This is a genomic window from Coleofasciculus sp., assembly GCF_046539235.1.
GTDB lineage: Bacteria > Cyanobacteriota > Cyanobacteriia > Cyanobacteriales > Coleofasciculaceae > Coleofasciculus.
Genome location: NZ_JBKHHI010000199.1, coordinates 1 through 11,565 on the forward strand (window position 1 = coordinate 1; position 11,565 = coordinate 11,565).

Annotated in this window: 8 protein-coding genes and 2 pseudogenes; 5 read left to right on the top strand and 5 right to left on the bottom strand. The window is 45.6% G+C overall.

Annotated elements, in window-relative coordinates:
- On the bottom strand, positions 1 to 1,776 hold a 1,776-nt coding region (locus ACLFWI_RS17465; RefSeq protein ID WP_446413971.1), incomplete at its 3' end, for a response regulator.
- Positions 1,777 to 1,955: 179 nt separating this feature from the next.
- A complete protein-coding gene (locus tag ACLFWI_RS17470; protein ID WP_446413972.1) occupies positions 1,956 to 3,716 on the bottom strand; it encodes an NAD+ synthase in 1,761 nt (586 codons plus the stop codon).
- Between the two features lie 421 nt (positions 3,717 to 4,137).
- On the opposite strand from ACLFWI_RS17470, the gene ACLFWI_RS17475 reads away from it, so the two are divergent.
- Together ACLFWI_RS17475 and ACLFWI_RS17480 are read left to right on the top strand one after the other, a co-directional pair.
- Positions 4,138 to 4,983: a DUF928 domain-containing protein gene (locus tag ACLFWI_RS17475; protein ID WP_446413973.1), complete on the top strand. Its 846-nt coding sequence runs from the start codon at positions 4,138 to 4,140 to the stop codon at positions 4,981 to 4,983.
- Between the two features lie 152 nt (positions 4,984 to 5,135).
- Positions 5,136 to 5,726 (top strand): hypothetical protein, encoded by a 591-nt coding sequence (locus ACLFWI_RS17480; RefSeq protein ID WP_446413974.1) that lies wholly within the window; start codon positions 5,136 to 5,138, stop codon positions 5,724 to 5,726.
- A gap of 105 nt (positions 5,727 to 5,831) precedes the next feature.
- On the opposite strand, the gene ACLFWI_RS17485 is transcribed toward ACLFWI_RS17480, so the two are convergent.
- Both ACLFWI_RS17485 and ACLFWI_RS17490 read right to left on the bottom strand, forming a co-directional pair.
- A complete protein-coding gene (locus ACLFWI_RS17485) occupies positions 5,832 to 6,182 on the bottom strand; it encodes a Dethiobiotin synthetase (RefSeq protein ID WP_446413975.1) in 351 nt (116 codons plus the stop codon).
- Between the two features lie 799 nt (positions 6,183 to 6,981).
- Positions 6,982 to 7,131 (bottom strand): annotated as a pseudogene (locus ACLFWI_RS17490) (carotenoid oxygenase family protein); the annotation flags it as partial.
- Between ACLFWI_RS17490 and ACLFWI_RS17495 the strand changes: the two are divergent.
- A pseudogene (locus ACLFWI_RS17495) lies at positions 7,125 to 7,223 on the top strand (carotenoid oxygenase family protein); the annotation flags it as partial. The pseudogenes ACLFWI_RS17490 and ACLFWI_RS17495 sit on opposite strands and share 7 nt — an antisense overlap.
- A 1-nt stretch (position 7,224) precedes the next feature.
- Here the strand turns inward: ACLFWI_RS17495 and ACLFWI_RS17500 are convergent.
- Positions 7,225 to 7,368 (bottom strand): hypothetical protein, encoded by a 144-nt coding sequence (locus ACLFWI_RS17500; protein ID WP_446413976.1) that lies wholly within the window; start codon positions 7,366 to 7,368, stop codon positions 7,225 to 7,227.
- Positions 7,369 to 7,980: 612 nt separating this feature from the next.
- Between ACLFWI_RS17500 and ACLFWI_RS17505 the strand changes: the two genes are divergently transcribed.
- Both ACLFWI_RS17505 and ACLFWI_RS17510 read left to right on the top strand, forming a co-directional pair.
- A complete protein-coding gene (locus tag ACLFWI_RS17505) occupies positions 7,981 to 8,460 on the top strand; it encodes an NADAR family protein (RefSeq protein WP_446413977.1) in 480 nt (159 codons plus the stop codon).
- A gap of 182 nt (positions 8,461 to 8,642) precedes the next feature.
- Positions 8,643 to 11,498 (top strand): GAF domain-containing protein, encoded by a 2,856-nt coding sequence (locus tag ACLFWI_RS17510; RefSeq protein WP_446413978.1) that lies wholly within the window; start codon positions 8,643 to 8,645, stop codon positions 11,496 to 11,498.
- The last annotated feature ends 67 nt before the right edge of the window (positions 11,499 to 11,565 follow it).

The following is an 11,565-nucleotide window of genomic DNA, read 5'->3' on the forward strand; positions in this document are numbered from 1 at the left end:
GTAATCATCTGCACCAACGGTAAAAACTTGCTGCACTGTTTGTACTTCGGTATGGGCGGAGAGAAACAACACGGGCAAGTTACTCCAGCGTAAATCATGACGAACAACCTGACATAACTCAATGCCACTATATTCCGGCATTTCTACGTCTAAAATTAGTAGGTCAGGAGATACAGCTTCTAGGACATCCCAGAAGCGTTGGGGATGTGCCAAAGTGGTCACATTTAATCCCCAAGGTTGTAGTACGTGGCGCAGCAGGGCGAGGATTTGTGGATCATCATCCACGACTAAGACGTTAGATTCTCCTGATTTCTGCTGATTAATCGCTTGAGTCACCGCGTGCAAAATTTCTGGGGGAGTCATGGGTTTCTGTAAAAAGGTAGCAGCACCGAGACGGGCGGCTTTGACTCGACTGCTTAAATGATTTTGACTGGAAAAGATTAAAACGGGAATGTCTGAGTGTTGGACAGCAAGTTCTGCTAGGAGTTCAAAGCCGTTTTCTTGGGTGTCAGCAAAGGTGAGATCCAGCAAAATCACATCGGGAGGATGGAGCGCGATCGCTCCTTTGGCGGCTTGGGGATGGGGGGCGCTATCCACCTGCAATCCCCAGGCTTTTGCTTCGATTTCGATATGTTGGCTGAGGATCTGATCATCGTCAATGACTAATAGTCGGGCTGAGTAAGTGGAAGACGTGGGCGGATCACAGACGGGGGACGTAACCTGATCAAGGGTGGATTTGGTGGCGATCGCCTGTTGCAAGGAGTCGATTAAATCTTTCAGCTTATGGGCGTCTTGCGGCGTTGTTTGGATTGGAGTCTGTAAAAGCTGTTCAATTTCTCGTGCGATTTTAGAACCCTCTGCACAACCAAACGATCCCAATGAACCCACTAATCGGTGGGCTTCCATTTTGGCGTTCTCACAGAGTTGTTGATTCAGGGTTCCTGTCGCCAGAGTTACACTCACTTGCCTAAATACGTCTATTTTTTCCGGGAGGCTTTCTTTGAACTTTTGCCAAATTTTGGCAACCGCCGCCATGAGTTTCGCTTCAGACGTGCTATCTGCTACTTTTTCCTTGACTTGTTTGTTCTCTTGTTCCTGAATGGGTGCATCTTTGAGGCGATACCCTAAGCCGTATACTGTCTCAATTAAATTAATTTTGATCCCAGCCGCTTTCAGCTTTTGTCGCAACCCTTTAATTTGGGTGGTTACGGCTTCCTCACCGGGAAATTCATCACTCGACCAAATGTGATCGAGGATCGCACTACGGCTAAAAATACGTCGAGGATGACGCAGGAATAGTTCTAGCAATCCGTATTCTTTGGGCGTTAGGTGTAATGATTCGCCTTTATAGGTGACTTTACCTGTATCTGGTTCTAGCCGTAGCTGCTCCCAAGTCAACACCTTGGATACCGTGGAGTTACGCCGCCGCAATAATGCTCGAATTCGCGCCATCAATTCGGAGAGATCATAGGGTTTCATCACATAATCATCCGCACCTGCTTCTAATCCGCGAATGCGATCAGCGCTACTTCCTTGGGTACTGAGGAGAAGAATTGGCATTTGAGAACCTTGATGGCGCAGTTTTTGACACAGATGAATACCATCTAGGTTTTGGGGGGTAACGTCCAAAACAGCTAAGTCATAGTGAGAGGTTTGAGCGAGTTCCAGTCCATGTTCTGCATTAGTTGCGGCTTCAATGGTGTAGTGATGGGCGGTGAGTGCTTCAATTAGGGGTGAAGCTGTCGCTGGATCATCATCTACTATTAGAATCTTCATGGGAAACAGGAGAATGGGGAATGGGATGGTTCTGTATTCCCTTTGATCTTCACCTGTTTCTCATGGATTCTTGAATGAAACGTACATAATCCTCAATAAAAATTAATAGTAGGGGTTTGGTTACCTAGGGTTTGGTTACCTAGGGTTTGGTAACCAAACCCCTACTCCAAACATTAAATTTAGATACATTCCTTAAACGCAACCCAACGGCTGGCGATGGGCATCCGCCAACCCGTACCAAATGCCCGATCCGTAATTTTTAACCCGGGTGGGGCTTGGCGGCGCTTGAATTCTGCCCGCGCTACCATTCGCATCACTTGATGGACAATTTCTGGATCATGTCCGGCGTCGATGATTTGGGGGGCAGATTGATGGTCATGAATCAGGCGTTGTAAGATATCATCCAAGATGTCATAAGACGGTAACGAGTCTTGGTCAGTTTGATCCGGTTTGAGTTCAGCGCTGGGAGGTTTGGCTAAGACATTCGCCGGAATAATTTCTGGTTGAGTATCTGGTAATTGCTCTGGTAATTGTTCTGGGGTGGCTTGGCTTTCCTGTGCTTTTGCTTTAGTGGAATTCAGCCATTGACAGAGGGAATAGACACGGGTTTTGGGAACATCTGCGATCGCGGCTAATCCACCGTTCATGTCCCCATAGAGAGTACAGTACCCTACTGCCATCTCTGACTTATTCCCCGTCGAGATCAGCAGATAGTCAAACTTATTCGCGATCGCCATTAACAAGTTTCCCCGAATCCGGGCTTGAATATTCTCCTCGGCGGTGCCAAATTCAGTTCCGGCAAATAGGGGGTCTAAGGTTTGGTCATACCCCTGCATCAAGTCGCCAATGGGCAAGGTATGGGTTTTAATCCCTAAATTTTTGGCTAACGCTAGGGCATCATCGATCGAGTGTTCAGACGTATGGGGAGATGGCATGAGAACACCGAGGACATTGTCCCTGCCCAAGGCTTCCGTGGCAAGGGCAGCAACCAGGGATGAATCAATTCCCCCACTCAAACCAATCACCACTCGCTTAAAGCCACATTTGCGGGCATAGTCTTGGATTCCTAAAACTAAAGCAGACCAAATTTGAGCATTGGTACTTTCGGGGGCGGGTGCGATCGCACTCTTGAGTAAATCTCCTTGGACTGGATCAAAGTCTACCAGCAAAACATCGGTTTCAAAGGCAGGGGCGCGACAAACCATTTCCCCGGCGCGGTTAAATCCTACACTACTCCCATCAAAGATTAAGTCGTCGTTTCCCCCCACCTGATTGGCGTAGAGAATCGGTTGCTGGTAACGCTTGGCACTATGTTGCAACATGGCTTCCCGCAGTTGCTGCTTGCCCACACTATAGGGCGAGGCGGAGAGATTCACGATCAAATCAACCTTCTGCTGGATTAAGTCAGTAATGGGATTCAACTGATACGTGCGCTTTCCCCAAAACTCCTCATCATTCCAGAGATCCTCACAAATTGTCACGCCAATTTTAATCGGGTTAGCTGACTCTGCCTCTAAGGTAAAGGAATTACTCTGGACTCCAGCTTCAAAATAACGGTTCTCATCAAAGACATCATAGGTGGGCAACAAGCGCTTGTGAAACACCTGCTGTACCTTACCGCCTTCTAACAGGGCAATACTATTAAATAATGGTTTACCTCCCGAACTCTCAGCTTTGGGATTTGCTGTCACGGTTCCCACCAAAACTGCTAGGGTTGAGGGTAACTGTTGGGCTAAGTTGTCCAGACAGTCTGTCATGGACTCCATAAAACTGGGATTTAAGAGTAAATCTCGCGGCGGATACCCACAGAGGGAGAGTTCTGGCGTCAATAAGAGGCGGACACCCTGACGCGCTGCTTGATTCGCCGCATCAAGGATTTTTTGGGCATTGCTGGTTAAGTCGCCAATCGTGGGATTGAGTTGTGCGATCGCAAGTTTCATGGGGTACACACAATAGCCTAGCTAGGTTCAAGCTAACATGGGATTCGTCGTTAGTCATTCCGTCTTTGGTCTAATCTGGTGTCAAGCTGGCTTTTTTGATTTCCCTCAAAATTCCGCCACAAAATAAAATATAGACAAGCAGGTACATTGAAACAGTCTTGCCCGGGGTGGGTAAAAATCAAGTTGAATCACAGGCTTTTGCTGACCTGTCAAAACTGATGACCGGAACTTGCGGTGGCGGTAGCTGTCATGCATTGGAGTCAATGACCCTCGGTTACTCCGTTAAGCCGAGGACTTGGACAAGTCAGCTTCCAACGTAAGCATTGTCTACCTCATCGAGTCTAACGTTGGACTCCCGTGAATCATGTTGAAAGTAACTGTGGCAATAGACTTCAGGATTAGATTAGGAGAAAATTAAAGCATGGGTGGTCTCAAGCATTTTACCTACCTCGGTGCGATGACACTAACGTTCGGGTTAACGTTGGCTTTTGCCGCACCTCAACTCAAAGCACAGTCGTTCGATATTAGTTTAGAGTTTCCTGAAGGAGAAGATATTGGTGCCCCTGAGAGGACTGGCGGGGGAGGACAGAGAGGTATACAGACTATACCTTGTGTTACCGGAAATATAAGATTAACGGCGCTAACGCCAATGAATAATCTAATTACCACCATATCCCCCAACCCTAGATTATATTGGTATGTTCCCCCCACGAAAGCCCAGTCAGCCGATTTTGTCCTTTTGGACGAGCAAAACCAGGAAATTTATTATACGAGGATACCCCTAACCCATAGACCAGGTATCGTAGAACTCAAGCTTCCTGATCACATATCTCTGACAACGGAAAAACGGTATCTTTGGACATTTGCCTTGGTGTGTAACCCCGATGATCACAGTCAGGATCATTTTGCTCGAGGGTGGATTCAGCGTCAACCCCTGCAGACGGGAATCGCCCCACCCGAAGAACTGAAAACTCTTGTTGATCAACTCGTTAATCAACCCGAAGGGATCAAAAAACGTCTCCAAGACGAAGCCTCTAACTATGCTCAAGAAAGGATTTGGGCAGAAACGCTGATGATTTTAGCTCGACTCTATCAACAATTTCCCCATGACTGTGCGATCGCAGATGAGATGCAAGAATTGTTAACGTCGGTTGAGTTGGATCATATTCCAATTAACTGTTGGGTTCACTCCTGTTCGGTTGAGACTCAAGATGCTGAGGAGATTCAAGATGCTGAGGCGATGAGAGAACTGAATAAACCCCTCTAACTTAGTCGGGGTAGGTTAACTTAGCCTCTCCCCACCACAGCACTTATTCAGCAACCCCGACTTACTGAGTTACCCAAATGAGCGAACGGTGAGATGTTCAGCCTAACTGCCATAATTGTTTATAGGAAAAGCAAACCTCAAGGAGGCTGGCGATGAAGAAAAGTAAACTGGGGTCATTTCTATTGATGGGCATGGTACTGGGGTTGACAGCCAATCCCGCTCAGGCGTTACCCGGTCAAACCGTGGAGACAGTCGTCGCTTGGATTGCGGCTCATCCTACCTTGGCACCCGGTATTGGAGATGGCTTAGTCGTGACTAAGCTTAATACTGCGGCTCAACGATTTAAGTTTGAAGCCTCGGTGCTTCCTCCAGGTCAAATCGCCTTTCCCACGAATCGCCGCCTCATTCAAAGTGAGCAAATTTCCTTCTATGACATGATTAACGGAGTGACTCCAGAACGACTCACGGAGTCACTGCGAGTTATTTATGGTCCAGCAATCTATCAAGATTACCAGAGAGCTAACCTGGTATACGCTTATCCCACACCAGCAACTATCGATTTAGCTCGGCGACAAAATCGACCAATGTTAATAGCACGACAAGGCGAGCTTTTATTAGGTAATCGCTTTGCCTATTGGTTAGAAGTGACTCGCACTGAGAATGGCAAGCCAATTAATGGGCGGATCACGGTTTTCTTGCCAGAAGATTTAGATAAACTTGAAGTTGAGTTGCGAAATCGTTAGTTATTGGTTATTAGTTATTGGTCATTGGTTATTGGTCATTGGTCATTGCTCATGTCCGTAGTTATTTGGAAGAGAGTATTAGCCTTTTCCCCTCCTACCTGCCTGTCATTTGTCATTCATTTGCCAAATACCTGAAAAAATACTCTCCACAGCACGAGCAATGCGCTTGAGATCTTCATCGAGCAGGGGGGGCCAATTCACACTAGCCCGACGCCCTGCTTCAAACTGCTCTCGGCTCTCATAAGCTAATAAGTATAGGGAGTGAACGAGTTCTCGATCTAGAGTTGATGCATCTCGCAGACCCTCAAATATCATTTTCAGCGCTAATAAAATATTGGTTATCTGACCTGGAACCGGAGGTTTTTGTGACTTGAGACGAACCATAAATGCGTCTTTGTTTTGGTCAGATGCTGTTGTTTGAGTAATCACAAAGTTACGGGCTGTTTTGTAATCCATTGAATGTTAAGTAGGTAGGGACAATAAAAGTTTACGGCTGACAACTCGCTTCCCTTGAGAAGCAAGCTACATCTTATAGCAATTTCCGGTTTGATGCGATACATCGTTAAGGGCGCAAGCTTTGCGCCCCTACATTGCCCCTACATTTAGGTATACCTCACCGGCTGGGAAAGCGCTATATGTCTCATGTCTTATGTTTATGTAAGGGTTTGACATTAAGGTTTAAAACATAAGCGCAACCCATTTAATGTCGCGTTGCTATTATAAAATTTATTATTTTTTCCAGTTTTATACGGATCAAGCATTGAACTGTCTGAAGCAAGTATTACATGACTTACGCATTTGATTTTTTTTTGTAGAGATTATTTTTTAACTCTTCTTAAAGAAGCAAAAACGTCAGTCTTGATGTATAAGCGATGCAAATGACATCTACAATGCACATTTATAGTTGGGTTTTGTTAGCTAGTCTATCCCTATCTGAACCAGGAAGACTTGATTCCTCTTTTCTGGTAAATCAGCAAAAGTTAGTGCTAGCTTCAATAGAACAAAGTCCGCCCCCTGGTTGTAATCGAACTGATCCTCCTGACTGTCAACCTCGATAGTATACCATTTGGAAAATAAAGCTAGTTGAAAATACCTCGTGCTAAGCTGTTCGGCATTTAAACCTTAATGTTAAAAACTCAAAAACCCTTGTAATGCGAGCCAGCAAGCTCGCTACCCATTCCCAATTTAAATGCGTGATAGCTTAACCCGCTTTTTATAGGCGGGCTATTTATGTTTTAAGCGACTAATGAAAACTTTACCCAACAGATTTCCACCTGCCATGAAAACTCAACGGAATGACCTGCGGTAATTGCCGCCGACAGGTAGGTTCTTGATCAAGAGCATCGCTGTCATAGATCCAGACTTCACTTTGGTTAGAATTCCCATCATAAACAACGGTTACGAGGCTCACTATATCGCAATGGACCTGCCCGTCTAGAACGAGGAGGTCAACGGATGGGACATTGGTTTGATGGGGATGGCGCTATTTTAGCGGTTCTTAATCCAGAACAGGGGTGGGTATTAACCCTTGAGGAATTCTGCCAGAGAGAATCGGTAAGGGGGTTAGGGGAAATTCAGTGGGGGCTTTGGCGATCGCGTTTGCCCAAGCTTTAAGGGTTGATGGTGGGGTAGCTGTTTGCATGGTTCCCGATTCTGGATGACTGTTTTTTCTATATTAGTTAATTTTTGTAACAAAATGGGCGCTGTTTTTTTTGTATTTTTCCCTGAAACCCTTTTATTCATTAGACTCCAGCAATATTGATTGATTTGGTTGGCAAAATAGGGGGTTAAACCCCTCATCCCCAAAGTGCTATAGTTTGATATGTAGATGCACCCTGATAATCAAGAGAGTCGCGCAAGTGGCTCTTTTTTTTTATCTGACGCCATAAACTTCCCCTGCTCCCCTAGAAGGGCGGGTTTAGTCACATCCAGGTGCTTTCATAAACGATAATAGTGAAACCCGCCCCGACAAATCGACAACCCTGCTCCCCTGTAGATACAAAGCTGCTCAAGTATTTCCGCCACGCTGTACTAGCTCCCCTCTCCTCATCTCCCTCATCGTAAACGCCTCGTGATCGCTACCATAAGATTTAGGTGTCAATCAGCCGTCGGTTGACCAATAAAAAGGACTAGATAACTAAACCATTAAATCTAGGGTGGGCTTCAGGGACATGGTTTCCGACGCCGCACCCGAAAACGTAACTCGTCATCAGACGAGGCTTTTTGCCCAGCGAAATAGTTTGATAGTTTTGCCATGACAATTTATTTTTATCAGGTTGAGGAACCCTATGGCTGCTTTTCCAACTTCTCTCCCCACCCGATCCAGATCGATGGCTGGTGTTGGCAAACCGTTGAGCATTACTATCAGGCGCACAAGTTCGTCGGGACGACAGACGAAGCCTTGATCAGGACAATCAAAAATGTGGCAACACCAAAGGAAGCCGCCCTCCTGGGACGCGATCGCACCCGGAATCATCGTCCTGATTGGGACCTGGTAAAACAACAGATTATGTGGCGAGGGGTTTTGACCAAATTTCTTACCCATTCTGATATTCAGCAAATCCTGCTGAACACCGGAGAAGAAGTGATTGTTGAAGATTCTCCCACAGATTACTACTGGGGGTGTGGTGAGGATCAAACCGGTGAGAATCATTTAGGAAAAATGCTGATGAATGTTCGTCAACATATCCGACAACATTTAGCACAGGCGAACTGCAAACTCGTGGATCGGTAAATCTGAGGATGACAAGCGCATACTCTTCCGCTTTCAGGTAATTCAGCTCAAAGAATCTTTACACTGTAAGTTAAGTATATTCATACAGATTTGTGAAGTCGGTGCATCGAGCTAAACCTCTGATTCATCACTTGGATTACCCTCTAAACCAGAATCAGAGAGTGTTTCATAGGAGTAGGACAGTGTTACAACCAGAACTCGATCAAGAAGACTTGTTGCGCCGGATCACTAATCGGATTCGCCAATCCTTAGAATTACAAGAGATTTTAAATGCCACGGTTGCAGAAGTGCGATCGTTGTTAGGAACCGATCGCGTCATGGTTTACCGCTTTAATGCGTCCGGTGGTGGACAGGTGATTGCTGAATCAGTCAACACCAATCGACTGTCTTCTCTCAACGGATTAAACTTCCCCGCCGATGATATTCCCGAACCAGCCCGTCAATTGTACCTCACCGAGCGCTTGCGTTCGATTGTGGATGTTTCCCAGGGACTAATTGGTTTATCACCCTTAGAACCCTCAGAAACCGATGATCGCTGCACCCCGCAACCGATTCACTATCGTCCCGTAGATGGTTGTCATATCAAGTATTTACGAGCAATGGGTGTCCAGTCTTCCATGGTCTTACCCATTGTCCATTATGATATCCAGGCTCAACGATCCCAGAAACGACTCTGGGGACTTTTAGTCTCTCATCACGTCACCCCCCGTACTATTAGCCAACGGGAATTGCAGATTGTCCAATCGGTGGTGGATCAGGTGTCCATTGCCATTGCCCAGTCTAATCTCTTATCCCAAACCCGTCAGCAGCATCAGATCGAAGCGACGATTAATCGTGTCTCCACCTTGCTACATTCGTTACCTACAATTCAACTCCAAGCTGCTTTACAAGAAACGGTTAGCGCTCTATCGAGTGGGGGAGGTAGACTCTATATAGCCCCAGACCGAGTGAATCCGAGGGCAGAATGCCTGATATATGGTACACAACCTACATGTGGAGATGAAGACAGTCCGACGACGATTGAAGAGCATCCTGTGTTTGTCCAATGGGTAAGAGGGTATAAAACCGTTGATACAGCCAATGGCTCATCCGCATCCAATTCGACTCCCGTCGGTTGTCAGCCCCTTATCGTCAACGATTTGGATCAAGTCTCAGAGTTGGCGAGTCTAGCTCCAGCTTTTGATGCTACTCCAATTCGAGGTTGGTTAGTAATACCCTTGTATTATCGCTCCTCATTTTTGGGGTATCTGAGTATTTTTCGCTCTCAAGTGATGCAAGAAATTTTGTGGGCGGGAGAGTTTAACCCCAAGGAAAAACAACGCAATCCCCGTGAATCGTTTGAACAGTGGCGAGAGGTCAAACAGAATCAAGCTCAAGTGTGGACGAATTACGACATTGAACTGGCGATCGCACTCGGTCATCATTTTGCCATGGCGATCGAGCAATATAAACTTTATGCTCAAGTACAAGCCCTGAATAGTAACTTAGAATGCCAAGTGGCTGAACGCACGGCTAAGTTACAACAATCTCTAGAGCAAGGGCGGGCGCTACAGCGAGTGACCAACCAAATTCGCAGTACTCTTGATCTGAAAACCACCCTACAAACGATTGTACGAGAAGTTCGTCAACTGCTGAACACTGACCGAGTGATCATTTATCGGTTTACCGATGATTCCCACGGTCAAGTTATTGTCGAATCGATGACAGGGGAGTGGTTATCGCTTTTAGATATTGACGATCCTCAGCAGTATTTCTCGAAAGCCCAGATTCAAGTGTATAAGCGAGGTAATTTAGGAGTGATTAAGGATGTCACTCAAGCCCGATTAACTCCGGCTCAACAAGAGTTCTTACAGCATTGTCAAGTACAAGCCGCTTTAATTGTTCCCATTGGCGTGGAGAATCCTCAAACCAATGAGATACCCGTTATGCTAGATATTCCTCCATGTCCTAGATGGGAACAACCTCTGTGGGGATTCCTCATTGCTCAAGAATGTAAAGCTAGGCGAGATTGGCTTCCCTCAGAGATTAAACTGCTAAAAAAGTTAGCAGATCAAGCGGCGGTGGCAATTCAGCAAGCGGAATTATTTACCCATACTCAAGCCCAAGCCCAACAATTGGCAAGTGCTTTTCACCATCTCAAGCAAACTCAAGCCCAACTGATTCAAACCGAAAAAATGTCGAGTCTGGGACAGTTGATTGCGGGAGTAGCTCACGAAATAAATAATCCGGTGAATTTTATTTATGGCAACCTGGTTTATACCAGTCAGTATGCTCAGGATTTACTGAATATTATTCATTCCTACCAGAAATATTATCCTCAGCCAGAACCAGAGATTATTGAATTGTTAGATCTTATCGACTTGGAGTTTTTGGAAGGAGATTTACCCAAGCTTTTAGAGTCGATGAAAATGGGTTCGGAAAGGATTCGCAAGCTAGTTTTGTCGTTGCGAAATTTCTCCCGCCTTGACCAAGCCGAGAAAAAATTAGTGGATATCCACGAAGGGATAGAGAGTACCCTACTGATTTTACAATATCGCCTGAAAGGAAAACCCAATTATCCAGGGATTCAAGTGATCAAAAATTATGGGGATTTGCCGCTGGTTGAATGCTATCCCAGTCAACTCAACCAGGTTTTTATGAATGTTTTAAGCAACGCGATCGATGCGTTAGAAGACTGTGATCCAGATAACCAGAGGATTACGATTTCCACAACTGTTCAATCTAAGACTATTGAGAACCAATATAGTCCGAATAACACCACACAAATAGAGAAAAATCAAGGCTCATCTCCAACTCATATCATCATTCAGGTTGCTGATAGTGGTTCAGGAATTAGCTCAGAAATTCTATCACAAATTTTTGATCCCTTTTTTACAACCAAGCCGATTGGAAAAGGAACAGGTTTAGGTCTTTCGATTAGTTATCAAATTATCGTGGAAAAACATGGGGGAATATTTAAATGCAGTTCTCAGCCAGGAGAAGGAACTGGATTTTGGATTGAGATTCCCATTCGTCAGTCTCAAAGCGGGGAGGAATAATATTATTTCCTTATCCCGCCGATCGCGTTTTTTAACCCAAGTGAGTAGGGGCTTGGTTACCAAGCCC

Bases quoted from the DNA above. Each gene is read 5' to 3' on its own strand.
- ACLFWI_RS17505 (WP_446413977.1), top strand. From the start codon at position 7,981: ATGACAATTTATTTTTATCAGGTTGAGGAACCCTATGGCTGCTTTTCC.
- ACLFWI_RS17485 (WP_446413975.1), bottom strand. From the start codon at position 6,182: ATGGATTACAAAACAGCCCGTAACTTTGTGATTACTCAAACAACAGCA.
- ACLFWI_RS17475 (WP_446413973.1), top strand. From the start codon at position 4,138: ATGGGTGGTCTCAAGCATTTTACCTACCTCGGTGCGATGACACTAACG.
- ACLFWI_RS17480 (WP_446413974.1), top strand. From the start codon at position 5,136: ATGAAGAAAAGTAAACTGGGGTCATTTCTATTGATGGGCATGGTACTG.
- ACLFWI_RS17500 (WP_446413976.1), bottom strand. From the start codon at position 7,368: ATGCAAACAGCTACCCCACCATCAACCCTTAAAGCTTGGGCAAACGCG.
- ACLFWI_RS17470 (WP_446413972.1), bottom strand. From the start codon at position 3,716: ATGAAACTTGCGATCGCACAACTCAATCCCACGATTGGCGACTTAACC.